Here is a 26,080-nt window from a genome sequence, read left to right on the forward strand (position 1 = left end):
ATATGGAAACTGAAAACAAGAAAATTTTACTAGTAGAAGACGATCCAAACTTTGGAACGGTTCTTAAGGATTACCTTGCGATGAATGATTACGAGGTAACTCACGCCAAAAACGGAATGGAAGGATTTGAAAAATTCAAAAAAGATGATTTCGATCTTTGTATTCTTGATGTGATGATGCCTTACAAAGATGGATTTACTTTAGCGAAAGAAATTCGCGAAAAGAATGAAGAAATTCCAATTATCTTCTTAACGGCTAAGGCAATGAAAGAAGATGTATTAAAAGGTTATAAAGTAGGGGCAGATGATTACCTAAATAAGCCTTTTGATAGTGAAGTATTGCTTATGAAAATTAAGGCCATCATGCAGCGTAAAGCTACAGATAGTGTTGCCGATAGTAAGCAATTTGAATTCGAAATTGGTGATTTCCACCTAAATTCTAAACTTAGATTCTTAACTTTTGGAGAAGAGGAACCACAAAAGCTTTCTCCTAAAGAAAACGAATTATTACGTTTATTAGCGCTGCATGAAAATGATCTAATGCCTAGAGAGTTAGCTCTAACCAAAATTTGGAGAGATGATAACTATTTTACCTCTAGAAGTATGGATGTTTATATCGCCAAATTACGTAAGTATCTTAAAAAGGATGAAAATGTGGAGATTTTAAATATCCACGGTGAAGGATTTAGACTTGTTGTGAAAAACAAGGAAGAAGAAAAAGCTTAAGCAAAAACAACAACAAATAGCAATTTTCAGTTTCAAAGGAAGGAATATGCTGCTCTACAGAGGGCAGGATATTCCATAACCTTTACTGATTTTGGATAAGTTCAATCCCTATTTAATTTTGGTTGTTGATCTCTTCTGAAATAAACTTATTTATCTTTTTAGGTTTGGTTTTGAAATCAAACCAATGAATATTTTGATTTTTCCTGAACCACGTAAGCTGTCTTTTGGCAAAACGGCGGGTATTTTTTTTAATCTCTGAAACAGCGAAATCCAGATCAATTTCGTGATCTAAATAGCTGAAAAGTTCTTTATAACCTACCGTATTAAGTGCGTTTAAGTGCTTTTTAGGATAAAGTTTTTTGGCTTCTTCTAATAAGTCAGCCTGCATCATCAAGTCTACTCTTAAATTAATACGATCGTAAATAACTTGTCGATCTGCCGTAAGACCTATTTCGATAATGTTGAAATTCCGCTTATTTTTTTTCTGATTTAAAAAGGAAGAATATGTTTTACCGGTTCCCAAACAGATTTCGAGTGCTCTAATCACTCGGTGAGGGTTTTCTATATCTGCTTTCGAGAAATATTCAGGATCCAGATTCTTTAGTTTCTCTTGTAGATTTTGTAGGCCATCTTTTTCCAGTAATTCATTCAGATTTTGTCGAATTTCAGGTTTAATTTCAGGAAAATCGTCTAGGCCTTCAGTAATACTTTTTACATATAATCCGCTGCCGCCAACCATAACGAGAACATTGTGATTCTGGAAGAGCTCATGGATTTTGGCCATAGCCTCTTTCTCGAAATCACCAACCGAATATTGATCTTCTATCGATATATGCTGAATGAAATGATGTTTTGCAGTCGCTAATTCTTCAGGCGAAGGAACGGCAGTACCAATGCACATTTCTTTATAGAACTGGCGAGAATCTGCTGAAATTATTTCAGTATCAAAATGATTGGCGATATGGATTCCTAATGCTGTTTTACCAATGGCAGTAGGTCCAACAACACTTATAAGTACTTTGTTATTCATTTAGTTTATTTCCGCAGTTATGGCAAAATTCGGCATCGTCTAAATGTTTTCCTTCATTACAATGAGGGCAAACCTGGGTATTGTTTGCCAAACTTTCGTCTGTAGCTCTACTATATTCTGCTCCTACTATTCCTGTTGGAACGGCGATAATTCCGTATCCTACGATCATTAATAGTGATGCCAATAAGCGACCAAGCGGAGTAATTGGTGCAATGTCTCCAAAACCTACAGTGGTAAGCGTTACAATACACCAGTAAATACTAATAGGAATATTATCGAAACCTCCGGCTTCACCTTCGATGAGATGCATAAGTGTACCTGTAATGATACATATGATAAAAACAGCAAAAAGAAATACCAGGATCTTAGCTTTACTATTTTTAAGGGCAATCGCCAATTTATTAGATTCACCCACATAACGAGTGATCTTTAAAACCCTAAAAACTCTCAATAATCTAAGTGCTCTAATAGCGAAGAACAGGTTTTTACCTCCCATAAAGAATCCAAGATAACTTGGTAGGGTAGAGAGAAGATCTACGATGCCGTAAAAACTAAAAATATAGCTTTTAGGTCGTTTTATAACTAAAATTCTGGCAATGTATTCGATCGTAAAAAAGATAGTGATTATCCATTCAGCAATAAAAAATTCCCAGTAATATTCTACATGAAGATGAGTGATACTTTCTAGCATCACCAGTATAACACTAATTACGATAAGAACAAGAAGAACGATGTCAAATAACTTTCCCATGGGAGTATCGGCTTCGTAAATAATGTCGTAAAGCCGCTTTTTCCACTGGGGTCTGTCATCTTTTGTTTTCAATCCTTCTTAATTTTCCGCTAAGTTATCTATTTTTTCTTTTAATACAATTACAGATTGATTTTGAAGATTAACCAGCTTATCCATAAATTCTTTTAAATATGGGTAGTAGCCAGAATTATACATAGCTTCAGAAAATATAACGCGTAAGCGCACGTAAAGATGATGATCATCTGCCTTTTGAGTAATAAACTGAATTTTAGCTACACCATTTGGTAAAGAGAACATTTCCTGTTCAGGAAGTTCAACAATCTCATAATTTTCTGGCGTTTCAACTAAAATACTGGAGCTATAAACATCTTTAAAACCAAAATCGATAGGATATTTTCGTTCTTCAAGTTTAAAAGGATTTTCTTTCCAGAATAAGAATGTAAAAGGATTAAGGTAGATCCTGTCATTAATTTTCTGAGAGCTGTTTTTAATCTCGTAATTTACAATAAGTTCTTCGCTGGTATTTTTCTCGTTCTCATAATCTAGGCTAATCAACTCGTAAGAGTCTCGAATATCATTTAGACCTTTTAAGATCTGTTCGTCTTCAGAAGCTTCTCTTATCTTTTTTCGGGCGCTAGAAGCATGATAACCACCAAATGTTTGATTAGATTTCAAAATAGAGGTACCGTCCTCTTTAACTATAAGGCTGTCGCGGTATGCTATTTTAGAAAAGCCTTCAGGAGTGATATCTATCCAGCTACTTTCAGTATCAAAGTCCAGCTTTCTTCCGTATTGGTTAAGAGCACGAAAAGGAAGTTGCCCAAATTCTACAAATTCGTCTGTAGCATCTAGCTTATATTCTTTCCCATCAACTTCGAGTAGCACAAACAAATAATTAAAATCTGAAAGTACCGGGATGATCTTCTTTGGGAATCCTGCATTTCGGGTTGCACTAATTACCGGGTATACTTTAAAACCTTCATTGTTATAAAAGTTATGAAGAAGAATGTTTACAGAAGACACATTACCAGTATGATCTTCGATAAGGTCTTTGATATTCATATCATCAAAGATTCGATAATTTCCATTCCATTTGTAATTTTCTCTAACAAAGCTGTAAATGGCCTTGGCCTTTTCAAGATCGTTATCCTGGCTTGCTATTTCTTCAGGAAGTAATTCTTTTACCAGTCGGTCTTTTTTTAACTGTTTGCCTATTCCCTTATCTGTTTTAAACTCACGATCTACATCTTTCCATTCTTTGGTATACTTACGCTCGTAGCCATCTAACATGGTGACTTGTGTTAACTCGTATTCTATCCGAGAAATATAGTTGTATTTGGAAGTAAGATAATCTTCCTCGATAAAGGCTGGGATTTCCTTCATCGCGTATATAGTCGTGATACAGTCACCTGCATTTTGAGATTGCCCGCCGTAAAAACAGTTTTTCTTAATGTCAGCATCGTTTTGGTCTAACTCCAGTTCTCCCATTTTTACGATATTATAATTGTAATTTGCAGGAATTTCGGTTTCGTAGCGGCTAAATGCTTTGGGGATATCCTCCTGAAACCACCAGGTGTGAAAATTAAATATGTATGGTGATTCTAAACGATAAGAATACACTAAAACGGCACCAGGTTGTACATCTGGGAAAGTGAATTTCACGTATTCATATTTGCCTTTTTCCTCAGTAAATATTTTACTTTCAGATAAAACTCTGGAACGAATTGTGGAACCATCTAAGTAATAAGTCGTGGCTTTAAGATCATGGATCTTTTCTGGAACATTGCCACCTTTATAAAGTGGAATAGTGATATTGGCCTCCCCGTAACCATCTTTATTTAAGATCTTGATCTTAGCTTCGTAATTGGTGAAAAGATGAAAATCACGACCATCTTCGATCTCGCTATAACCACTTTCAAAAATATAAAAAGCATTAGCGGTGGTATCTGGCAAATAAGTGTTTGCGTAAAGTTCTTCTTTAGTTACTTTACTGCTACCAACATTGAAGTTTTGCTGGTTGAATTGATGATCTTCTTCCTGAGCGAAAATGCTTAAGCTAAAAACAAGCAAAAGCGGTACTAATAATTTATTCATTTACTGAAATTGAACGATTTTAAGCTTCTTATTACGTCTTAAGTAGCTTTGGATGATATGTTGGGCATCTCTATCATTCGTCATAGGGGTGATGATAGATTTTATAATATCTAAGTTGTTGATCTGATGATTTAGATTATAATAACCTACGCCTTTAAAATTTCCGTCTTCAATTAATAATGCACTTTTTTCGTCCACATCACGACCGCGGTCTATTACCAGCATATTTTGGTTGGCATACGAATATTTCTCTATAAGTTGCATTACTCTTGCATTATAATCTTCAGGACTTTCTTCGCCAAGACAGGCACCGTGGCAGCTTTTTATGGTATAATTAAAACAACTACCCGAGCCTGGATGCTCGCCAGAAATCCTTGCACAAAGCTCATATTCTTCGATCCATTTACTCAACGTGTTTTTTGCTGAACGTAAACTGCTAAAAGTTGTAATGCAGTTTTTTGTAGATCTGGCTTTGCTTATTTTAAAATTGATATATCCCTCTTTATCGGTGTAGTGATAAAGACCGTGGGTAAATATATGTTTTTTTAGGGCTCTATTGTACTTAGGCTTATTATTTTTTATTTCCTGATTTTCCCTAAGTAAAGCGATAAGCTCATTTCCCGTAGATTCGTACGAAACCGAGGAAACTTCTTTTTGCATCTCCCTCGCCTTAGCATGATCGTTGGTAAAATGCTGATTGATACGCTTTTTTATATTCTTGCTCTTCCCAATATAGATGATCTCGCCATCCTCGTCGTGCAAATAATAAATACCGGTTATGGCCGGTAGGTCATCCAGAATATAAACCAGTTTACTGTCCAATTGTCGTTTTGGTTCCTGCCTAACGTTGTCCTTTAAAATGTCTTTTTTGGTATCTTTTGCCAATAACATTTTAAACAGTTTTACCGTAGCCTGTGCATCACCATTAGCACGATGTCTATCACTTAACGGAATTCCCAAAGCTCTTACCAGTTTTCCTAAACTGTAAGATGGCATATCTGGAATTAGCTTTTTAGAAAGTTCTACCGTGCATAAAGATTTTCGCTGAAATTCAAAACCAAGACGTTTAAATTCAGTTCTTAAAATTCGGTAATCAAATTTAGCATTATGGGCAACAATAATACAATCTTCTGTGATCTCTACGATTCGTTTGGCAACCTCATAAAATTTAGGCGCATTACGCAACATTTCGTTATTAATTCCTGTAAGACCAACCACAAAAGGTTGTATAGGACGTTCTGGATTGATCAAACTAATAAATTGATCTACCACCTTTTCCCCGTCAAATTTGTAAATAGCAATTTCGGTTATTCCTTCCTCATTATACTTACCACCGGTAGTTTCTATGTCTAAAATTGCGTACAAAAACTCTTCTTTCTTTTTTCTTAATTGTAATTACGAGCGCCAAAGATCGAACTTCCTATTCTCACCATGGTGCTTCCATGTTTTACAGCGATCTTATAATCACCACTCATTCCCATCGAAAGCTCTTTAATCGCTGGATATTTTACTCTGAAATCTTTAAAAACCGAATGCAGGTAATCAAACTCTTCCGCAACTTTATCATCATTCTCGGTGTTTGTTGCCATTCCCATTAAACCTACAACAGCTAGATTTTCGAATGCATTATAATCGGCAGATTGTAAAATTTCTTCAGCTTCACCGGCAGAAATACCGAATTTGGAATCTTCTTCAGCAATTTTTATCTGAAGCAAACATCTAATCACTCGATCATGTTTCTTTGCCTGTTTATTCACTTCTTTTAAAAGCTTTAGACTATCAACTGCATGAATCAGGCCAACATAAGGCGCCATGTATTTTACCTTATTTCTTTGTACGTGACCAACCATATGCCATTCGATATCTTTGGGTAAAGCTTCCCATTTATCGGTCATTTCCTGGATCTTATTTTCTCCAAAAATGCGCTGTCCCACTTCATAGGCCTCCATAATATCTTCATTGGGCTTGGTTTTGCTTATCGCTACAAGATCTACGGTATCAGGAAGTTCTTCGGTATATTTTTTAATATTTTCAGCAATACTCATTATGCGTTATTTCTTCGGTTAAGTAGGTTCTTCGTTAACTACTGCAAGATAATAATTAATAGAGTCAAATAAAGTATTCCTGCCTAAAACTCGTAAATGGTAAGTCCGCTTCTTAATTTAGGTTCGATATACGTGCTTTTTGGTGGCATAGTTAAACCTTCGTCTGCGATCTTTTTTATTTCTGAAACCGAAACCGGCATCATTCCAAATCCAACGGCAAACTCGCCACTATCGACCATTTTCTTCATTTCCAGGATATCTTTTTTACCCGGAATATAACCGATTCGTTTATCCTTGCGTAAATCTTTGATGCCTAAAATTGGCGCCAAAACACGCTCGTATAAGATCTGGCTATCAAGCTGACTAAGCGTATCGGTAAAATTCATGCTTGTTTTACGCAAAAACAATGAATAAAATTCACCGTCCAGATACATTTTAAATTGATGCTTTTCTTCAGGCGTGTGCGCATCTAAACTTCGATTTTCGATCCTGAAATGTTCATCAAGCATTATTAAAAAATCTTCTTTAGAATGTCCATTTAGATCGGTAACCAAACGGCGAAATTGATAGATCTTTAAATGCTCTTCAGGAATAAAATAGCTTAGAAAATGATTGTAAGACTCTTTTCCCGTGTGATTTTCGTTATTTTCAGCCGATTCTTTAGAAAGTAGAAAGGACGAAGCACAACGATGATGCCCATCGGCGATATAAATGCTTTCCATTTTTCCGAAGAATTGCTGAATTTCTTCAATTACTGCTTTATTATCTACTTTCCATAAATAGTGCGTTTCCCGTTGGCGAGTTGCAAACTCATATTCAGGATTTTGAAGCATTATTTTTTCTAAGATTTGCTGAATTTCAGGCTGGTTTTCATAAGTCAGCAACACCGGTTCAGTATTAAAACCTACCGTTTTTACATATTCTTTGAACATAACCTCGCGGCTGGCAATGGTTTCTTCATGTTTACGAATAATCCCATTTTTGTAATCTTCAGCACTGGCAGCAGCGATAATTCCGCAGCAGGAAAGATCACGAGTTTCCATTTTGTACACATAAAAACATGGATTTTCATCCTGGATAAAGGTGTCTTCCTCCTTAAATTCAAGATAACGATTCTTAATCAGCTGAAATTTCTGCGTTCCGCTTATGGTATGCTGAAATTTATAGGCCGGATTCAAAATATGAAGAAAGGAATACGGATTATAATCTAATCGTGCACGCATTTCAGCCTCATTGTACTCGCCATAAGGTCTTGAAGCAACAAGTCCCGCTCGCGCTCGCTGTGGTCGTACCGCTTTAAATGGAGTTATTTTTACCAACTTCTTTTGGTGTTTTAATCAGTGTTTTTTCAAGTCATTTCGAGCGAAATGTAATGAAGTCGAGAAATCTCAAATTTTATATAGCTGAGATTTCTCCATTTCGCTACACTCCATCTGCCTGCCGGCTGGCAGGGTCGAAATGACATTTCAATTTTAATCTTGATCTGCTCGTCATCCCGGACTTGATCCGGAATCTCATCCACAACTTATGCAGGAATATTCTGATTTCGAATTCTAATAAATTTTTAAAAAAATAAGGCACAATTTTATACAAACTGAGCTGATACTTTTTCAGCTTTTTTACTTTCAGAATAGTCATAAAATCCTTCACCCGATTTTACACCCATTTTACCCGCCTGCACCATATTTACCAATAATGGACAAGGCGCGTATTTTGGATTTTTGAATCCGTTATACATCACCTCTAATATCGAAAGACAAACGTCTAAGCCAATAAAATCGGCTAATTGTAAAGGTCCCATAGGATGTGCCATTCCCAACTTCATTACCGTATCGATCTCGTAAACACCGGCAACACCATTGTAAAGTGTTTCGATTGCTTCGTTGATCATTGGCATTAAAATTCTGTTAGCTACAAAGCCCGGGTAATCATTTACTTCAACAGGAACTTTATTAAGTTTTTCTGAAAGTTTCATGATTTTTTCGGTCACTTCATCAGAAGTATTGTAACCTCTAATAATTTCGACCAATTTCATGATCGGCACCGGGTTCATAAAATGCATCCCAATAACACGATGCTGATTTTTTACTACGGAAGCAATTTTAGTGATCGAAATTGAAGAAGTATTCGACGCCAAAATCACATTCTCGTCGCAAATATCGTTAAGCTGACTAAAGATTTTCAGTTTTAGATTTTCATTTTCAGTAGCCGCTTCAACAACAAGATCTACATTTTTTACTCCTGAAGGAATATCGATAAAACTTGAAATATTCGATAAAGTTTGTTCTTTGTCTTTTTCAGAAATCTTCTCTTTGGCCAGCATACGATCTAAATTTTTGGTGATCGTGTCGACTCCTTTTTGAAGATTTTCTTTAGAAATATCAATTAGGTTTACGTTAAATCCAAATTGGGCAAAAGTATGGGCAATTCCGTTTCCCATTGTTCCTGCACCAATCACAGCAATTGTGTTCATACTATATTCCGTTTTGTGTGGTTTAAAAATTAGCGATCACCTCTTTGGCGATCTTAAGCGCCTTTGCGCCCTGTTCTAAAGTCACGATCGGGGTAGTATCGTTGGTAATGGCATCGGCAAAAGTTTCTAGCTCATCCAGGATGGCGTTATTTGGGGACACCGATGGGTTATCGTAATATATTTGTTTTTTAACGCCTTCAGCGTTTTGTAAGATCATGGCAAATTCATCTGGTTCAGCTGGAGCATCTTTCATCTTTACCACTTCACATTTTTTCTCCAGGAAGTCAACCGAGATATAAGCATCTCTTTGGAAAAATCGTGACTTACGCATGTTTTTCATCGAAATTCGGCTAGCCGTTAAATTAGCAACGCAGCCATTTTCGAATTCAATTCTTGCATTAGCAATATCTGGAGTGTCACTAATTACAGAAACACCGCTGGCGTTGATGCTTTTTACTTCAGATTTTACAACGCTTAAAATAGCGTCGATATCGTGAATCATCAAATCTAAAACTACGGGAACATCTGTGCCACGAGGATTAAATTCAGCTAAACGATGCGCCTCGATAAACATAGGGTTTTCGATACGATCTACCACAGATCTAAACGCCGGGTTAAAACGCTCTACATGTCCAACTTGTCCTTTTACACTATTTTTTGAAGCCATTTTAATAAGCTCTTCGGCTTCCTCGTAAGTGTTGGTAATAGGCTTTTCTATAAAAAGATGTTTTTTTGCTGAAATGACCTTTTTCGCCACATCAAAGTGAGCAAGCGTAGGCGTCACTACATCTACTACATCGACATCTGCGATAAGTTGATCTAGATCGTTGTAAGCAGTATACCCGAATTCAGCTGCAATTTTTTCTGAATTTTCTTTATCGGCGTCGTAAAAGCCAATAAGATTATATTTTGAAGATTGATTTAGTAATTTTAAATGGATTTTACCTAGGTGGCCGGCACCTAGTACCCCAACTTTAAGCATAAGCTTCGATTTTTTACAAAAATACTATTTTGATTGTAAACAGATTATATTTTTATCTTAATATCATGCTCGCTTTTGCTTGGAACGATAGGTTTTGTTTCCCTATTTTTGTTCGATAATTGTGATTTTAAACGGGTAATTTTATGACTCTAAATTCGATGTTTTTTATTCGATTTTAGAAATAAATTTATAGCTTTTAAAGCCCTTCTGTGGCAAAGTAAAACAATAAAAAACTGCTGGAAATTGTATAAAGATACTTTTAGACATAAAGGAAAAAGACAACAACTGGTAAATACCGTAATTAAAAAAGGAATCACAGATCGTCGTGTTTTACAGGCGATTGGTAAAATTCCGCGTCATCTTTTTATGGATAGTAGTTTTGAAGATCATGCCTATCAGGATAAAGCTTTTCCTATTGCTGCAGATCAAACCATTTCTCAGCCTTATACAGTTGCTTTTCAGAGTGAACTTTTGGAAATTACTGAAGGTGAGAATGTCCTTGAAATCGGAACGGGAAGTGGCTATCAAACCGCAGTTTTGTGCGAGCTTGGCGCCCGAGTTTTTAGTATAGAACGTCAACGAGAATTGTATAAAAAAACTAAGGCATTTTTAAACAAGATCGGGTACCGTCCTAAATATTTAAGTTTTGGCGATGGCTACAAAGGTTTGCCAGCTTATGCACCTTTCGATAAAATTATTGTAACCGCCGGGGCACCTTATGTTCCTAAAGATTTGCTGGGGCAATTAAAAGTAGGAGGAAGGCTTGTGATTCCGGTTGGGGAAGAGGTGCAGATCATGACATTATTTGTTAGAAAATCTCCAACCGAATTCGATAAAACCGAATTTGGCGAGTTTCGTTTCGTACCACTTTTGGAGGATAAGAACTAGTTTTCAGTGAGCAGTCTTCAGTAGCAGTAAGCAGTTTGCAGTAGCATTGGGCAGTGCTCAATAAAACTTTAAGGAGTTCTCTCCACAAGGTCGAGATGACAAGGGAACTAATCTCTAATGATCAACGTACTCAAAATATCAATAACCAAAAGTCAAAAATCAAAAAAGCCTCATGAAACTCATGAGGCTTTTTTAATGTTTTCCGAAGAAAAATTATTCTGCTTTATCTACTACTAAACGTTCGTCACGGTTAGCAATTTCCCATGCTGTTAAGAAAACAAGTCGGGTTCTTTTAGATAATGCTTCGTAGTTAATTTTATCTGGTGTATCTGTAATTTTATGGTAATCGGCATGAACTCCGTTAAAATAGAAAATTACAGGAACATTATTTTTAGCAAAATTGTAGTGGTCACTTCTATAATAAAAACGGTTAGGATCGTTCTCGTCGTTGTAAGTGTAATCTAAATCCATATTCATGAATTCAGAATTTACATTTTCACTTAGCTCATGAAGTTCTGTACTTAATTTATCACTACCAATTAGGTAAACATAGTTGTCGTTACCTTCGTGATCTGGATCGATACGACCAATCATATCGATGTTAAGGTTCGCTACAGTTTCTTCTAATGGGAAAATTGGATTATCGGTATAATACTTAGATCCAACAAGTCCTTTTTCTTCACCAGTGTTGTTTAGGAAAAGAATAGAACGTTTTGGAGTGTAGCCATCTTTTACAGCTTCAGAAAATGCCTGCGCAATTTCTACAACACCCATACTTCCAGAAGCATCATCATCTGCTCCGTTAAAAACGTTTCCGTCTTTATCCATTCCTACGTGATCGTAGTGTGAAGAAATAACTAAAATCTCTTCAGGTTTTTCGCTTCCTTTTATAAAAGCCACTACATTTTCAGAAGCTTTTGTGTCTCCTCTAAAATAACTTTTTGGAACTTCCTGAAAATAATCGTCACCACCTAAAGCCGATGGAATATCAAACTTTTTATACTGATCTTTTAGGTATTCTGCAGCTTTTTTCTGTCCTGGTTCACCTGTCTCACGACCTTCGAACTCATCACTTGCAAAAGTGTAAACACGCTCCTTAAGGTCTGAAGGAGTAATCGTTTCAGCATATTTCATTGGGTCGGCTTTGTCTACATCTTTTTGATGCGCGCCACATCCAACTAAACTAGCAGTTAGGGCAAATACTAATAATTTTTTCATTTGAATTTTTCGAATTTAAATATACGGTTGCACAATATAGTAGTTTATCTCAAATTATGAGCTTGTACTTGTTCTTTTCTTCTGAATGCTTATTGAAAGCGATATTGGTAACTCCTGAAGTTATTTTTTTAAAGCACTAGCAATAGCTTCTTTCACTAAAGGTTGCATCACATCGTATCCTTCTGAAGTTGGGTGAACACCATCTGAAGCATATTCTTTTTTCATGCCTTGTTGTTCGTTCGCCAAAGCCGGGAAATAATCCAGGTAAATATGCCCATTTTCTTCAGCATAGGATTTTAACCAGTCGTTTACTTCGGCAATCTTAGCTACAGGTTCTAATCCCGGGCGCCAGGGATAATCGTAAACCGGAAGAATAGAACTCAGCACCACTCTAATATTATTTGCAGTCGCAAGCTGGGCCATAGCTTTAATATTATCGGTAATCATTTTTACTGAAGAAAACCCTGTATTTCCTGCAATATCATTGGTGCCGGCTAGGATCACTACTACTTTTGGTTGTAGATCGATCACATCTGGAGTGAATCTAATTAGCATTTGCGGTGTTGTTTGCCCGCCAATACCGCGACCTATATAATTATTTTCTGTAAAGAAATCTGGATGTTGGTCGTACCAGCCCTGGGTTATAGAATTTCCCATAAAGACGGCAATAACCTCTTTATTATCTTGTTTTACAGCTTGGTTAGCCTCTCGATAACGCTTCAAATTTGGCCAATCCTGACTCATAAGTTCTTTGTATTTTTCGTTTTGTGCAAAGACGCCAGTAGTTAAACATAGCAATCCTAAATAAAATAAGTGTTTGATTTTCATAATCTGGTTAGATTTATAATTGTAAAGGTAAATAAAAGCATATATGTATTTTAATATTCGAGAAAAACAGGTCTCTTTTTTATTGAATATCAGTCTTGTAAAAATTCGATTAAAAATTATTGAAATTTTATTGTGTAGAAAGGAAAAAGCTTTCTATATTTGCATCCGCTAAGGAGAAATGGCAGAGTGGTCGAATGCGGCGGTCTTGAAAACCGTTGAGGGTCACACCTCCGGGGGTTCGAATCCCTCTTTCTCCGCCACAAATAACCGCAGATTTTTCTGCGGTTTTTTTATTCCCAATATTGCCATTTTGAAATCTCTTAAATGCAATGTCCAATTCTTAGAATGATTGATCTATTTTGATATTATACGTAAAAGCATATAATTTTCGTATTTCACCTTAAATTATATGGAATTACATATAATTTAGTCAATTTACTAAGTCTAATTCAAAATTCTTTTTAGTTGAAGAGATCCAGGAGTCTTATATCGAACTTTTAGATGATAGATATGCTATTCTCAATAAAATCTAACATCTGCTATTAATAAGAAGCAAAACTATCTATTTTTCTTTCGGAGTTTTTCCGTTAGCCCAATCTTTTAATTTTTCATCTAAGGCTTCAAGATCAAAGGTTCGAGCCAACATTCCTAGGGGCATTCCTATAATGCTTCTGGTAAATTCCTTTGGATTTCTTTTATAATCTTGATAATAGCCAAAATAGATGTAGGCAACACAAAAGGCTATGGCAAATATTAGTATAAAAAAGACGGACCAATCCATAGTATAATGTTTTGCTTTAAAATAGTTAATTTTATGGGAAACCGTACTTGTTTTTAAGGGAATGTGATTACATTTATTGTCCCAAATCTATCACTATGTACCGAGTTAAACCGTTTTTGCACAAAAACCGCTATATCATCATCTTAATCTTAAGCGTTGTAGTAATGTGGCTTATTTTAGATAGCCTTTATAACAGCAAATTAGGCTATTAAGCAATTTATTGGCACCGCCAAAAGGTATACGAGGCCTGCCTCGAAATTAAAAATTTGTGTCTATTGAATACCTCGTGGGCTTGCCCCGGGGTAGTTTATTTTTTAAAGCTTTTAATTACTTTTTTAACTAGTTTAACCACGATCAAAACTAAAATACCAACGATTAGGCCAATAAAGAATTCGGTGATCATAGCCGGGATCTGTGGAAAAATATCGTGTAGAAAATCTAGATTATGAGTAAATATTCCTCCTGAAACCAGCATTAAAGCTATCGTTCCTATTACAGAAAGTCCTTTAATTACTTTGGGTAAAGCATTAACCAAAAATCTACCAACTTTATCAGAAAAGCTGTTGTCTTCTTCATTTAGATCGATAAGTTTTGTTCCAAAATCGTCCATTCTTACAATTAAAGCCACAATACCATAAACACCTATGGTTGCTACGAGGGCGATCATGGACACTACGATGATCTGTGTAGGAAGCTCAGCCCCTTCAACAGTTCCCAGGGCAATAATTACAATTTCAACAGATAAAATAAAGTCGGTTAAAATAGCCGATTTCACCTTGTCTTTTTCTCGAGCTAGAATTTCTTCTTTCGTTAATTTTTCAGTCGTGTCAATTTTTTTATGATGCTTTTTATGCGGAAAAGCGAACTCATACACTTTTTCAGCACCTTCGTAGGCAAGATAAAGTCCGCCAAACAATAAAATAATATGAATCACAGAAGGTAAAAAGGCGCTTAAGAGAAAACCGAGTAGCAGGATTATTAATTTATTCAGCAATGATCCTTTAGTGATTTGCCATAAGACCGGTAACTCTCGGGAAGAAACGAAACCAGAGGCTTTTTCAGCATTAACGGCGAGATCATCTCCTAAAAGTCCGGCAGTTTTTTTACCGGCAACTTTACTCATTACCGCAACATCGTCCATCAAAGCTGCAATATCATCTAACAAAGCGAAAAATCCAGAGGCCATAGTATTCTAAAATTTTTGGGAAGATAATGTTTATTTCTTTCTCGTGGGATTCAAATTAACTCTTCAGTCTATAAATTAATATTTTGGCAATATAATTATTCGATCTAAACTGCATATTTGTATTTTAATTTCAGAATCTATTTTTACTGAAAGATTCTTAAAGCGAAAATTATGCGTAGTTCAATACTAAGATTAGCCAGTTTTGTCCTTGTTTTTTTAGGTGTAAATTTAAAAATGAATGCTCAGGATAAGGAAAGTGACGAGCTTGTGATCCTGAGTTATAATATTCATCACGCTAATCCACCTTCAGCTTCAGAACTTATAAATATTGATACCATCGCTGCTATTCTGAAAAAAAGTAAAGCAGATATTGTTGGGTTACAGGAAATCGATGTTTTCACAAAGCGGTCTGGAAAGAATTTGCATATGGCAAAAGAACTGGCAGCGAAAGCTGGTTTCGAATATTGGTATTTTTCAAAGTCGATCGATTTTCAGGGAGGAGGTTATGGTACGGCGATCTTATCTAAATTTCCAATCTCAGATACGCTTACCAAGAAATTACCCAATCCTAAAAATGCCGAGCCAAGAACACTGTCTTTGGCTAAAATTCATATTAAAAAAGATCTTGTTATTACAATAGCGAATACACATTTAGATTATACAGATGCTTCAAACAATTTTGCCCAGGTTTCGGCATTACGCGAAGTGCTTTCGGAGGAACCTGAGCCGATTTTTGTGACCGGCGATTTTAATGTTATGCCTAACAGTGCGTCAATGAAGTATTTATTTGAAGCTTTCACATCTAGCTGTATAGAAGATTGCGAGTTTACCTCGTCCGCACAAAATCCAGATAGTACGATTGATTATATTTTGTTTAAAGGGAATAAAGTTGAAGTTTTAAAGCACGAAGTCCTGAAGGAAACTTATGCCTCAGATCATTTCCCGGTAAAAGCAAGATTCGTGATAGAGAACTAATCAGCTAAAAATCGATACTTTTCTGTAGAATTTCAGCTAAAAAGAAAAACCACGCAGATTAACTACGTGGTTTTGAGCACAAATTAAAAATTGAAAATCAAGAACCTCGGGGAATTAAACCCATATCGAGGCATTCAAAATGAAATTCTTTATACATTCACTTTACCAGATTCAATGACGTAATTATAATTTTGATTTTGCTTTCCCACACTTTTACTCTTATAGTGCGCTGCAATATGACCAAGCTGAAAAACGATCTTTGCTGAATCCTTCATTGATAATTTAGATCCATCTGCATGTACCCATCTTTTTAAAGGTTGCTCACAGATAAATGCATTTGCTTTTTCAGCTCCAAAATGTTTTTTCATTCGCATAAAGATCTCTACATCAAAAAGCCATTTTGTAATAAAAGGTTCATTAAAAGCGATCTTTATCACTTCTTTATCCATGATCTTAGCTCCACATTGGGTGTCTTTAAAGTTCATTCTTAGAATTTTTCTAATAATGTAGTTTATTGTTAAGCTAATGATCTCTCTAGCCGATTCTTTCGCAATATTGGCACCCATTCTGGAAATTCGGCTACCGCTTACAATTTTAAAATCTGAGGTTTCTATCGTTTTAACTAGATCATCAAAATCTGTAAGATCTGTAGATAAGTCGGCATCTAAAAATCCAATATAATCAAGATCAGTATACTCGGCCATGTGTAGCATCCCTAATCGAACTGCTTCAGCTTTTCCTCCGTTTTTTTCACAATCGTAAACCGTGATATAATCCTCTCTGCCTCTACGTAGGTCGTTTAAAACCTGCAGCGTATTGTCTTTACTTCCGTCGTTAACAAAACAAAGATGATATCCAGAGTGTTTTTCAACAAAATCTGTAAATTCTTTGCTTAACAATCTATCCTCTTCATTATAGCATGGGATCACAACGCCCACACATCTTTTCTGAATGATGGTGTTCTGAGAAACCGCTTTTTGATCTTTATTTACAGCACCAATTAATCGTTTCACTCTAGCCGAAACTTCGTCCAGACTTAAAGGCTTTTTCATATAATCTTCAATCCCAAGATCAAAACTTTCTACAATTAAATTATCATCTGTATTTCCAGATAAGACCATGATTGGTGTTGTGCTATTTTTTGTACCTCTTATGTATCTAATAATTTCGATTCCTGAAATTATAGGCATATTAATATCCACGATCACTAGATCTGGCTTAAAAGTGTCGAAAGAAGCTTTAGCTTTTAAAGCATCAGTTTCTGTTTCTACTTCATATCCCAATTCACTTAAACGTCTCTTTAAAGGAAGAAGGACTAACTGCTGGTCGTCGATGGCTAAAATTTTCATGGCATTAGAGTGTTTATATGGTTCAAAAGTAGATTGATTTAGAGTGTATTACGCTGGTTATTAGATGAAGAACAAATTTTAGTTAGACGAGTGGTTAAATTGTATCGATAAATGGATTGCTATTACGATAAACATTCTTTTATATTTATTGTAGTTTTATAGAACTTATCTAACAAATGAAGGAAAAGACTAATAAATATTTAATAGTAGCCTTGATTATTGGCGTTCTTTTTAATGGGACGGCGATTTTCTTCACTATAGAAAATACTTACGATGCTTTAATTCATTTATTCTTTGCAGATCATTATGCCAATAGTTGGTGGGAACCCTGGAACTACGAGTGGTACACGGGTTTTACCGTAATGGGGTATCCACCGCTGGTGCACCAGGCGATGGGGCTGTTAAGTTATATTGGCGGACTAAAATTTGGGTTGTTCACGGTTGGGGTTATTGGTATTATTCTATTTATCACTGGGGTTTATCGATTTTCGCTAATGATGCTAGCAGATCGAAAGGCTGCGGGATATGCAGCGCTTTTGGCGGTTTTTTCGTCATCTTTTGTAGAAACACTGCATATTTTTGGTCAGTTACCCAGCATTGTGGGAGTTTCGGTGTTGATGCATTGCATGCCTGAAATTTATATGTGGATAAAAACCGGGAAACTCGGTTCACTAGTTAGAGCGATCTCTTTATTAGCGGTTACCGTTACTTCGCATCACGTAACACCGATCTTTGGAATGGTGTTTTTTATTTTTCCGTTAATCGGGATGGCGGTGATGGACAATTCACGAGAGCGAGTAAATCATATCAAAGAAGTCACTTTTAAAGTTTTTCTGAAATCTTTTTTTGAAGCCTTTAAAAGAATTGTCCTATTTGGCGGAATTTCGCTAGTCATCATCGTAACCTGTATTTTGCCGTATTGGATCAATTCAAAGAAAAACCCGATCACCCAGGTGCCAATTCCGCATGGAAGCAGGGATAATTTTTTAGAAGTTACCTCGTCTGGATTGGTGTTCTTTACCATTCCGTGGGGAATTTTATTGTTTCTGTTACCGTATATTTTTTATCGATATTACTCAAAACGATACATCTTTTTTGGATTGTCGTTTACCTTATTAACGATTCTAGGAACCGGTGGAACTACACCAATTCCCAGAATGATGCTGGGCGATACGGCCTTTAATATTCTTACTTTAGATAGATTTACGCTTTGGGCATCGATCATGGCTTTGCCGATATTCGGTGAATTTGGCTATCGTTTTGCTGAAGGTGATTTGCGTTGGAAAATTCAGGAGAAATTAGGCGCGGTTTATCATCGGGTCTTAGGAGCTGTATTAGTAGGAATGTTCCTTTTTATGTGCATTTTTACGATCACGCTCGGCTATTTTAGGCCTATGCAGCCGCAAAAAATAAAAACCTTACCCATTACCAATTTTCTAAATCAGGATCAGCATGATCACTGGCGATTTTTAACTTTGGGATTTGGAGACCAGATGGCGTGGCTTTCAGCACAAACCAATGCGCTAACTGTCGATGGAAATTATCATAGCGCCCGGCGTTTACCAGAACTCACCACCAGGGCGGTAGAGCGACTTGAAAATTCAAAATTCCGTGGGGTAGAAGGGATCGGCTCTTTGCAGCAGTTCTTAACCGTTCCAGAAAAATATAACCTAAAATACATATTTTCAAACGATAAGTTTTACGATCCTATTTTGTATTTCTCCGGTTGGCAGCGGCTTCAGCAGTTAGAAAATGGAATTATGGTTTGGGAAAAATTAAATGTCCCGCCGCTCAGCAAGATTTTGCCAAAAGAAGACGTTCCCGTTTTCCTAAAAATTATGTGGGGCGTGATTCCGGTGCTCACTGTTTTGATCGCATTCTTTATTAATATTCAGTTGATCTGGTTTCAAATGCTAAAGATCAAAATACCCGAGAAACCCGATTTTCTAAGATTTAAAACTAATTATGACGGTTTCAGCTGGAAGCTGCTCAAGATTAGTCATATTTGGGCGGTAATTTTATGCGGAGTCATTTTCTACGGAATTTACCTTTTTTACATTAAAAATGCGACACAAATAAGTGCTGAAAACGTAGTACGGTCGTATTATGATGCGCTCGATTTTAAAGAGTTTGAAAGAGCACATTCTTATCTAGATCCAAATAGTGATGTAACGATCGCGCAATATATGCTTGAAGTTTCAGTAACCGATGGTATTTTAAGTTCTTACGCCAAAATGGATTCGATCGGGCTGGAAGTGCTTAGTGAATCAAAGAACAGGGCGAAAATATTAGCGCATACCGAGTGGATCACTCCGCTCGAAAAGATCGACAAAACCTACGAGCACGATGTCATTAAAATAGGAGGAAAGTGGTTTATAAAACCGAGTACTTACGATCTGGATATTCCGCCAGATCAGCTTTTTTCAGATAATCTAACGCAGTTTTATAATCATGGGCGTCGAAGAATTACCACACAGCAAACCTATCACCAGGATGTTTTAAAACAGCCGGTTTTAGAGGTGCTTTCAGCAAAATTGGTGAAAAAGGGCGATCGTTATGCGATTATTGGCGAAATTCAGAATGTCGATAATGTGCCTGCCGATGTGGTGATCAAAGGAACCTTATACAACGAAGACAACAAAGAACTTGCCGGCTATAGCGCAAAATATGTGATGAGCCATAAATTGCTTCCGAAGGAAATTAGCAGTTTTAGAGTCGATTTTGAAGGGATCGCCTGGTTGGGGAAAAACGATAAAATTCCGGAGACGTTTAATCCAGATGAATTTACGCCGGTAGAATTACCAGAACCGCCAACCAAATTCAATTTGCAATGCGCGGGAAATGTTGCCAATACAGCTCTTTATAAATATGTAGCCCTGGCCGATGTAAATTATGCTGAAGACAAGATCTCTGGAACACTTTTTAACTACGGAATCCAGGAAGTGACCATTCCCGAGCTTATTTTTTCGTATTACGATGAAAATAAACAGCTTGTTTGGGTGAATCAGGATTTTATGCGAGAAGGCGTGCGGGTACAGCGTAAACAATATTTTGATTATGATTTGCCGAATCTTGAAGAGGTAGAAATTATCAATTCTTCGATGGAAAATATTTTTGTAAATGGTTTGCCTAATAAAGAGATCGCCATAAAAGTGATTCCAGATCGTAAAGAAGATCATCCAAAACAGCAAATGCAGGCCTTGGAAGGAAAAGGCTATAATTTCATTAAATTAGAACTGAATAATTACGTTGGAAATCCAAAATAATGAGACTAAAAATTAGATTCATCATATTGCTGAGTTTGGTCGTTTTAGGCTCTTCTTTTGGATATTTTTATACTGAAGTTGATGCTGAAAAAATTGAGCTTATAAATGACCAAGATCGATATACAGCCGGCGAAAAAATTCAGCTGAAATTCAACAATATTGACGAAAGATGTAAACTTTATCTTCATCATTCTTATTCGCAAAGTATTCTGAAACCTGAGATTGCAGAAAATCAAGCCACATTTTTAATTCCTGATTTTCTAAGTGCAAAAAGCGGCGAAGTCAATTGGATTTTGCTGAAGGATGAAGAGCAATTACAAACCGGAAGTTTCGAGATTCTGCCAAAAGTTGCTTCAAAAACAGTAATCGAAAGTTATTTTGGGCCGCGAAGTATTCAGGCGGGCGATCGTGATTATTCGATGTTAGTGGTCGTGCCAATGGACGCGATGGATAATCCTTTGCCCGATAGCACAAGCGTGATGCTGCATAAACAGTTTTACGAGGAGATCGATTCTGTAGAAATATTTACAGATAAACTTATGGCCTGGCGAAATATTATGGCCTATCGAAAAACAGGAAATATCAATGTTTCTTCAACGGTTTTAGGCGTAAATTCGATCGAATTAACTACCAATGTTTTTCCTTCAAACGCTACAGATTTTCAAATATCCTCATTCAGAAATCACGATTTTGCCGATGGAAACCAGATCGCAGAATTTACTACTTCAGAAATAAAAGATGAATGGGGAAATACGATTAGCGATGGAACTTTGGTGTCGTTCTATATCGAAAATGAAGCAGGAACAATGCTTACCACCAGAGGAAGTTCGATAGAAGGGGTGGCGACGGCAAAAATAATTCATCCAGATCATCCTGATACCTGGAAAATTAAAGGCTACGTGACCGGTTTGGCTGAAAGTAATGAAATTGAAATTAGTTTTAGACAGGCCTTAAAAGATTTTGAAGTCGAGTTTTCTAACGGAAATCGAACGATTAAAATCGGCCCACTGCAAAGTTTTATGCAACAGCTAATTCCTGATGGTGCCGTAGTGAAATTGCATATTTTTCATCAAAATAAATTAGTTGAAATAAAGCAGGAAACCTCGAATGATGGTTTCGTGACTTTTCGATTAACCAAAAGTTTTTATCCTGAAAACAGCTATAGTTTTAAAATTGAAGCCCTGGGCAAAAGCAAAACCACAGAAGAACTGAGTTATGAAGAATAAGATGAATAAAAATATCTATCGTGCCGGGTTGATCGTCACTTTTGTGGCGCTAAATGCCTTGGTGCTTTTTGGATTAAGTTCAGTTTTGGCGTGGTTAAATACAGGAGCCGAGCGCACAGGAATGTTACATACCGAGGTGTTGAGCAAAGATGTGTATTTGCCAGATATAGAATGGGGAAGTTTAGAAAATCCCGGCCGGCTAATGGAGCAGCAGACTTTAGGTGAAATTCAGCAGGATTATTTGAACGCCTGGTATGTAAAACACGTGGCTTATAAAACCAATAATCCTTACGGAATCGAAGATTATTATACCGATAGTTCTCGCGTAAATCTTTTTAAAACCATTGCATTTAATAAAGAAAATGATATTCATTTAGAGGCAACTACCTTAAATCACCATCCCAAATTAGAGTTTTATAGTGCAGATGGTCAATTGGTGGTGATTACTGATGATGAGGTGATTGAATACCAGGAAATTTACGAGCAGGATAAAAAGCTTTTAACGCATCAGGATACCTCGTCGTATCGCGTGATGATGCTTTTAGAAGATGGTTTTTGGCGCATAAGGCACATGGTAAAACAATCGGCTAAAGCACAGGAGGATTCGGTTGTTACCAATAAAATTGCTGAAGTTAAAGGCAAAAAAATAATTGTTGAAAATAACGAATTTCAGATCAAGGGAATTAATTATTATCCAAAGGATTCGCCCTGGGATATGTTTGGAGAAAACTTCAGTAGTGATACGATCGCTAAAGATTTTGAAATCATTAGAAATGCCGGGTTAAACAGTATTCGGATTTTTATTCAGTATGAAGATTTTGGAAAAGCTGAAGTTCTTCCGCAGAAATTAGAGAAACTAAGAATGGTTTTAGATCTGGCCGAAGAAAATCAATTAAAAGTAGTGGTTACTTTGTTTGATTTTTATGGAGATTATTCGGTGTTGGATTGGACGCTCACCCACCGGCATGCAGATCAGATCGTTTCAGCTTTTAAAGATCATTCGGCAATTTTAGCCTGGGATCTAAAAAATGAACCCGATTTGGATTTTGAAAGCCGTGGGAAAGATATGGTCTTACAATGGTTATCTCACGTTGCCGATGAGATTAAAAAATACGATCCCAATCATCTAATTACAATTGGATGGTCGTCGCCAGAAGCTGCGATAAATCTTCAGGATAAAATAGATTTTGTGTCTTTTCATTTTTATAAAGATCTAGAAAAATTAGCTTCAGATTATAGCATTCTTGAAAAAGAAATTCCCAATAAACCACTGGTAATGCAGGAATTTGGAATGAGTTCTTATCACGGCTTATGGAATCCTTTTGGAACCGATGAAGAAGCACAGGCCGGTTACCATAAAAAAATGCAAGACTTCTTTAAAAAACAGGAGCTAGCATTTATGTCCTGGACCTTATATGATTTCGAGGAAGTTCCTTCGCAGGTGGTGGGTAGATTACCATGGAGAAAAAGCAGGCAAAGATTCTTCGGGTTTTTAGACCAGAATGGAGAACCTAAGCCTGCTTTTAAGTATATAACTCACTAACACCAATCTATTGAACTACGCTCATTCCGTTTTTAAAATTTTTGTTCATAATTCTATGGAATTGCTCTAAGTACATATCTGCAATTTTTTCCATTGGTAAAGAACATGAAGCTTTGTAATTCTTTTTACCAAGCTCTACGCGATATCCATCGTTAGAAATGATCGCATCGATAGACTTTGCTAAAGAATCTACATTTGATGGCGTGAAAAACTGGCCGCGATAGCCTTCTTCTCTTACCAAAATTCCTAAGTCACCAAGATCTGGAAGCACTACTGCTTTCCCGTAACTTCCTGCCTGGTGTAAAACCCCGGAGCTTCCGGTAGTTGAGGTGTAGGGGAATACAACTACCGCACTTTCTCCGAAGATCACCGGTACATCTTTTTCTTCAACATAACCGGTAAATGTAAGATTAGGAACATCCTTATACTTCTTTTTCATGCTTTCGATATAACCAGGCGTATTAGGACTATCGGTTCCTGCTATTACAATTTCCATTTCCTGTTTAGAGGTTTTTCTTAATTTCTCGATTGCTTCAATTAAGATCTCTACTTTTTTATAAGTTCCAAATTTGCCAAAAGTCATGATCTTTTTTGGACCTGCTGGTAGATCGTAAGTTGGTTCTGGCGGTGTCTCAAAAGCACCATGCGGAATCAACATTACGTTCTTTTTTCTGTATTTAGATTTTAAAATGTATTCGTATTTACTAATGGTTACGGCTACAAGATCTGCTTGTAATACTAATCTTGTAAGTGTAGAACCTATAAAATTGTACATTTTTTGCATCAATTTATTCTGAGTGAATCCTGCTTTTTCAAGATCTACAGTTTCTAGAATGTTATGCAATAAAACGATCGTTGGGATTCTTTTCATCTTGAAGATCATAGGAAGCATTAAGCCTAAAGCCGCAGCAGCTTTCTTGTCTCCAAATTTCATAAACTGCAAATTGAATAAAATAGCGTCTGGTTTTTCAGCTGAAATTGCCTTGTAAATATTTACAATATTGGCGTAGCTGTTAAACTTCCAGCAGTCTTTAACCGTGATCTTGCAATTTGCATCAAAGTCTATTTGCTTTTCTTCTTCTGTATGATCTGTAATTAATACGATCTCATCTACTTCATCCTTTAAAGCAAAATGCTTTACCAAATGATATCCATACTCCGTTAAAGTTACTTTGCTAGGAGGGAACGCTGTTACAATTGCTAGTTTCATGGTAAATTTGGTTTTAGAAATCCTCTTTTAGAAGGAGTTAGTTATTTTAGAAAATCTTGTTCTTTTAATTATGATTCAAATATCTATATAAACCTGTCTTAATTTTTTCTTCTTCGATAAACGGTAATTTACTGTAGGTGAGCTTTCTTTATGTGTTGGTAAAAGAAATAGCTCAGTTGAATTAAAAGCAGCACGACCATAATAATGATCTGTACTAACACCACCTGTTCTAAACTATTGTGAAAGAAAACAATTAGTCCTACCTGTCCCAAACCAAAGATTCCAGACAAGGCTACCGGCATGTATTTATCGATCGATAAAAAGTAATACACAAAAACATTAGAGATTGCGAATAAAGAGGTAGCTAAAGCGTATTTCCAAAGTAAAGGCGCGATACTGGTATAAGCATCACCAAACATGATATCTATAATTAACTCGGGTACAAAATAGGTCACCGTAATTATACTTATCGCTAAAAGACTTACAAAACCAACATATTTAAAAAGCACAGGTAAGGTATTTTCACCATTTTTCTTTTTTTGTACAACGGTTGGCAATAAGATCATTACGAACATCCAGGCTACAAAGTAAACCAAACGGCCAATCAAAGCCAGCGAAGCATATAAACCGGCTTCGTAAGAATCGAAATAATGTTTTACCAGCAAGATGTCGCTGTTGTTGATAATGATTTGTGTAAGCTCGTAAAAAGCAGTGATGGCGATAAAATTTACCAGGCTTTTACGATCTGATTGTTCTAAGCTTACTTTTGTGAAAAAATTGCCACTATTTTTAAACGGGATCAATCCAAATACGAATGAGATTAAAATTCCTGAAGCAATTAAAACCGAAGATCCATTAGCCAAAAGCGTTACCAAAAGCAATGTGATCACTAATCTGCTAAACATTTCGGTTTGATAGGTTGCAGAAAGTTTATAGAAACTTTTGCTTCCCTGGTAAAAACCACGGTTTACGCTCATTAAAAAATAAAGCGGAATCCCAACACCAAAAATCACGAACATCCACTTACTATCAGTATTAAAAATATTTTGAAGTTGTCCTGCGAATAGGACAACAGCAAGCGAAGCCACGACTCCAATGATAAGACTGGCTTTTTTTACATAATTAAGGAAATGAAGTTGTTTTTCAGTCTCGTAACCTGCGGTAAACTTAGCAACGGTTAACTGAAATGTCATGGCGATAAACGACAAAACCAGTAAAAAAGTAATTAGGATCGCAGCATTAGCAAATTGCTCTGGTCCCAATATTCTACCTAACAACAAGTTGTATAGGTAGTTACCTAAATTAACACCCATTGCGCTCAGCATAAAAAACTGTTCCGGCGTTATTTTTCTTACCTTTAGTTGTGATAAAATCATTTTAGTTCGGTTTTAGATTAGTTATCGGCACAAATATCCAGTAGATTTCAGTGAAAAGGGATTCTATTTCGTTGAGCGGGAGTTTTATGTAGATGAATGAAGACCAAAACAGGCTTAACTTGCAACTACAAAAA

The 26,080-nt window shown here is 36.3% G+C and carries 21 protein-coding genes and 1 tRNA gene; 7 read left to right on the forward strand and 15 right to left on the reverse strand.

Features of this window, described 5'->3' with window-relative positions:
* The first annotated feature begins 2 nt into the window (after positions 1-2).
* Positions 3-725 carry a response regulator transcription factor gene (locus tag INR75_RS08835; protein ID WP_223091606.1) on the forward strand — a complete coding sequence of 241 codons (723 nt, stop codon included), beginning with the start codon at positions 3-5 and terminating at the stop codon, positions 723-725.
* Positions 726-837: 112 nt separating this feature from the next.
* On the opposite strand, the gene miaA is transcribed toward INR75_RS08835, so the two are convergent.
* From miaA to INR75_RS08875, 8 genes are all read right to left on the reverse strand, one after another.
* The gene (miaA, locus tag INR75_RS08840; RefSeq protein ID WP_223091607.1) at positions 838-1,755 is read right to left on the reverse strand and encodes a tRNA (adenosine(37)-N6)-dimethylallyltransferase MiaA; all 918 of its coding nucleotides are present in this window, start codon (positions 1,753-1,755) and stop codon (positions 838-840) included.
* Positions 1,748-2,578, reverse strand: coding sequence for an ion transporter (locus INR75_RS08845; protein ID WP_092540482.1), 831 nt, complete (start codon positions 2,576-2,578; stop codon positions 1,748-1,750). Before INR75_RS08845 ends, miaA begins: the two co-directional genes overlap by 8 nt.
* Before the next feature lie 6 nt (positions 2,579-2,584).
* Entirely contained in the window at positions 2,585-4,600 is a 2,016-nt protein-coding gene (locus INR75_RS08850; protein ID WP_223091608.1) for a DUF3857 domain-containing protein, read from the reverse strand.
* A complete protein-coding gene (locus tag INR75_RS08855) occupies positions 4,601-5,965 on the reverse strand; it encodes an exonuclease domain-containing protein (protein ID WP_223091609.1) in 1,365 nt (454 codons plus the stop codon).
* Between the two features lie 20 nt (positions 5,966-5,985).
* Positions 5,986-6,645: a YggS family pyridoxal phosphate-dependent enzyme gene (locus INR75_RS08860; protein ID WP_223091610.1), complete on the reverse strand. Its 660-nt coding sequence runs from the start codon at positions 6,643-6,645 to the stop codon at positions 5,986-5,988.
* Positions 6,646-6,728: 83 nt separating this feature from the next.
* Complete coding sequence (locus INR75_RS08865) at positions 6,729-7,964, reverse strand: DUF1015 domain-containing protein (protein ID WP_223091611.1); 1,236 nt, start codon at positions 7,962-7,964, stop codon at positions 6,729-6,731.
* Positions 7,965-8,230: 266 nt separating this feature from the next.
* Entirely contained in the window at positions 8,231-9,118 is an 888-nt protein-coding gene (locus INR75_RS08870) for a 3-hydroxyacyl-CoA dehydrogenase family protein (protein ID WP_223091612.1), read from the reverse strand.
* A 22-nt stretch (positions 9,119-9,140) separates the two neighbouring features.
* Positions 9,141-10,100 (reverse strand): Gfo/Idh/MocA family protein, encoded by a 960-nt coding sequence (locus INR75_RS08875; protein ID WP_223091613.1) that lies wholly within the window; start codon positions 10,098-10,100, stop codon positions 9,141-9,143.
* A 243-nt stretch (positions 10,101-10,343) separates the two neighbouring features.
* Here INR75_RS08875 and INR75_RS08880 point away from each other — a divergent pair, with 243 nt between their 5' ends.
* Entirely contained in the window at positions 10,344-10,988 is a 645-nt protein-coding gene (locus tag INR75_RS08880) for a protein-L-isoaspartate(D-aspartate) O-methyltransferase (RefSeq protein WP_223091614.1), read from the forward strand.
* 213 nt (positions 10,989-11,201) lie between these two features.
* Here the strand turns inward: INR75_RS08880 and INR75_RS08885 are convergent, their stop codons facing one another.
* Together INR75_RS08885 and INR75_RS08890 are read right to left on the reverse strand one after the other, a co-directional pair.
* Positions 11,202-12,206, reverse strand: a complete 1,005-nt coding sequence (locus tag INR75_RS08885; RefSeq protein WP_223091615.1) for a M28 family metallopeptidase — start codon at positions 12,204-12,206, stop codon at positions 11,202-11,204.
* A gap of 120 nt (positions 12,207-12,326) precedes the next feature.
* Positions 12,327-13,034, reverse strand: coding sequence for an SGNH/GDSL hydrolase family protein (locus INR75_RS08890; RefSeq protein WP_223091616.1), 708 nt, complete (start codon positions 13,032-13,034; stop codon positions 12,327-12,329).
* A 172-nt stretch (positions 13,035-13,206) separates the two neighbouring features.
* Here INR75_RS08890 and INR75_RS08895 point away from each other — a divergent pair.
* Positions 13,207-13,294 (forward strand) — tRNA-Ser (locus INR75_RS08895).
* A 302-nt stretch (positions 13,295-13,596) separates the two neighbouring features.
* On the opposite strand, the gene INR75_RS08900 is transcribed toward INR75_RS08895, so the two are convergent.
* Positions 13,597-13,815, reverse strand: a complete 219-nt coding sequence (locus INR75_RS08900; protein WP_223091617.1) for a hypothetical protein — start codon at positions 13,813-13,815, stop codon at positions 13,597-13,599.
* 307 nt (positions 13,816-14,122) lie between these two features.
* The gene (locus tag INR75_RS08905; protein ID WP_223091618.1) at positions 14,123-15,001 is read right to left on the reverse strand and encodes a DUF808 domain-containing protein; all 879 of its coding nucleotides are present in this window, start codon (positions 14,999-15,001) and stop codon (positions 14,123-14,125) included.
* Positions 15,002-15,172: 171 nt separating this feature from the next.
* Here INR75_RS08905 and INR75_RS08910 point away from each other — a divergent pair, with 171 nt between their 5' ends.
* The gene (locus INR75_RS08910) at positions 15,173-15,976 is read left to right on the forward strand and encodes an endonuclease/exonuclease/phosphatase family protein (RefSeq protein WP_223091619.1); all 804 of its coding nucleotides are present in this window, start codon (positions 15,173-15,175) and stop codon (positions 15,974-15,976) included.
* A gap of 149 nt (positions 15,977-16,125) precedes the next feature.
* On the opposite strand, the gene INR75_RS08915 is transcribed toward INR75_RS08910, so the two are convergent.
* Positions 16,126-17,325 (reverse strand): response regulator, encoded by a 1,200-nt coding sequence (locus tag INR75_RS08915; protein ID WP_223091620.1) that lies wholly within the window; start codon positions 17,323-17,325, stop codon positions 16,126-16,128.
* Between the two features lie 176 nt (positions 17,326-17,501).
* Between INR75_RS08915 and INR75_RS08920 the strand changes: the two genes are divergently transcribed.
* Genes INR75_RS08920 through INR75_RS08930 form a run of 3 tightly spaced genes read left to right on the forward strand, consistent with a single transcriptional unit; the run spans position 17,502 to position 23,360 of the window.
* Positions 17,502-20,591 (forward strand): hypothetical protein, encoded by a 3,090-nt coding sequence (locus tag INR75_RS08920; RefSeq protein ID WP_223091621.1) that lies wholly within the window; start codon positions 17,502-17,504, stop codon positions 20,589-20,591.
* Positions 20,591-21,817 carry a hypothetical protein gene (locus INR75_RS08925; RefSeq protein WP_223091622.1) on the forward strand — a complete coding sequence of 409 codons (1,227 nt, stop codon included), beginning with the start codon at positions 20,591-20,593 and terminating at the stop codon, positions 21,815-21,817. Before INR75_RS08920 ends, INR75_RS08925 begins: the two co-directional genes overlap by 1 nt.
* A complete protein-coding gene (locus INR75_RS08930) occupies positions 21,807-23,360 on the forward strand; it encodes a cellulase family glycosylhydrolase (RefSeq protein WP_255584685.1) in 1,554 nt (517 codons plus the stop codon). Before INR75_RS08925 ends, INR75_RS08930 begins: the two co-directional genes overlap by 11 nt.
* 7 nt (positions 23,361-23,367) lie before the next feature.
* Here the strand turns inward: INR75_RS08930 and INR75_RS08935 are convergent, their stop codons facing one another.
* Together INR75_RS08935 and INR75_RS08940 are read right to left on the reverse strand one after the other, a co-directional pair.
* Complete coding sequence (locus INR75_RS08935) at positions 23,368-24,570, reverse strand: glycosyltransferase (protein WP_223091623.1); 1,203 nt, start codon at positions 24,568-24,570, stop codon at positions 23,368-23,370.
* Between the two features lie 128 nt (positions 24,571-24,698).
* Positions 24,699-25,946, reverse strand: a complete 1,248-nt coding sequence (locus tag INR75_RS08940; RefSeq protein ID WP_223091624.1) for an oligosaccharide flippase family protein — start codon at positions 25,944-25,946, stop codon at positions 24,699-24,701.
* Between the last annotated feature and the right edge of the window lie 134 nt (positions 25,947-26,080).

It is taken from the genome of Zunongwangia sp. SCSIO 43204 (genome assembly GCF_019904275.1).
In the GTDB taxonomy this organism is placed as follows: domain Bacteria; phylum Bacteroidota; class Bacteroidia; order Flavobacteriales; family Flavobacteriaceae; genus Zunongwangia; species Zunongwangia mangrovi.

Bases quoted from the DNA above. Each gene is read 5' to 3' on its own strand.
- INR75_RS08835 (WP_223091606.1), top strand. From the start codon at position 3: ATGGAAACTGAAAACAAGAAAATTTTACTAGTAGAAGACGATCCAAAC.
- miaA (WP_223091607.1), bottom strand. From the start codon at position 1,755: ATGAATAACAAAGTACTTATAAGTGTTGTTGGACCTACTGCCATTGGT.
- INR75_RS08850 (WP_223091608.1), bottom strand. From the start codon at position 4,600: ATGAATAAATTATTAGTACCGCTTTTGCTTGTTTTTAGCTTAAGCATT.
- INR75_RS08860 (WP_223091610.1), bottom strand. From the start codon at position 6,645: ATGAGTATTGCTGAAAATATTAAAAAATATACCGAAGAACTTCCTGAT.
- INR75_RS08870 (WP_223091612.1), bottom strand. From the start codon at position 9,118: ATGAACACAATTGCTGTGATTGGTGCAGGAACAATGGGAAACGGAATT.
- INR75_RS08875 (WP_223091613.1), bottom strand. From the start codon at position 10,100: ATGCTTAAAGTTGGGGTACTAGGTGCCGGCCACCTAGGTAAAATCCAT.
- INR75_RS08885 (WP_223091615.1), bottom strand. From the start codon at position 12,206: ATGAAAAAATTATTAGTATTTGCCCTAACTGCTAGTTTAGTTGGATGT.
- INR75_RS08890 (WP_223091616.1), bottom strand. From the start codon at position 13,034: ATGAAAATCAAACACTTATTTTATTTAGGATTGCTATGTTTAACTACT.
- INR75_RS08900 (WP_223091617.1), bottom strand. From the start codon at position 13,815: ATGGATTGGTCCGTCTTTTTTATACTAATATTTGCCATAGCCTTTTGT.
- INR75_RS08905 (WP_223091618.1), bottom strand. From the start codon at position 15,001: ATGGCCTCTGGATTTTTCGCTTTGTTAGATGATATTGCAGCTTTGATG.
- INR75_RS08910 (WP_223091619.1), top strand. From the start codon at position 15,173: ATGCGTAGTTCAATACTAAGATTAGCCAGTTTTGTCCTTGTTTTTTTA.
- INR75_RS08915 (WP_223091620.1), bottom strand. From the start codon at position 17,325: ATGAAAATTTTAGCCATCGACGACCAGCAGTTAGTCCTTCTTCCTTTA.
- INR75_RS08920 (WP_223091621.1), top strand. From the start codon at position 17,502: ATGAAGGAAAAGACTAATAAATATTTAATAGTAGCCTTGATTATTGGC.
- INR75_RS08925 (WP_223091622.1), top strand. From the start codon at position 20,591: ATGAGACTAAAAATTAGATTCATCATATTGCTGAGTTTGGTCGTTTTA.
- INR75_RS08930 (WP_255584685.1), top strand. From the start codon at position 21,807: ATGAAGAATAAGATGAATAAAAATATCTATCGTGCCGGGTTGATCGTC.
- INR75_RS08935 (WP_223091623.1), bottom strand. From the start codon at position 24,570: ATGAAACTAGCAATTGTAACAGCGTTCCCTCCTAGCAAAGTAACTTTA.
- INR75_RS08940 (WP_223091624.1), bottom strand. From the start codon at position 25,946: ATGATTTTATCACAACTAAAGGTAAGAAAAATAACGCCGGAACAGTTT.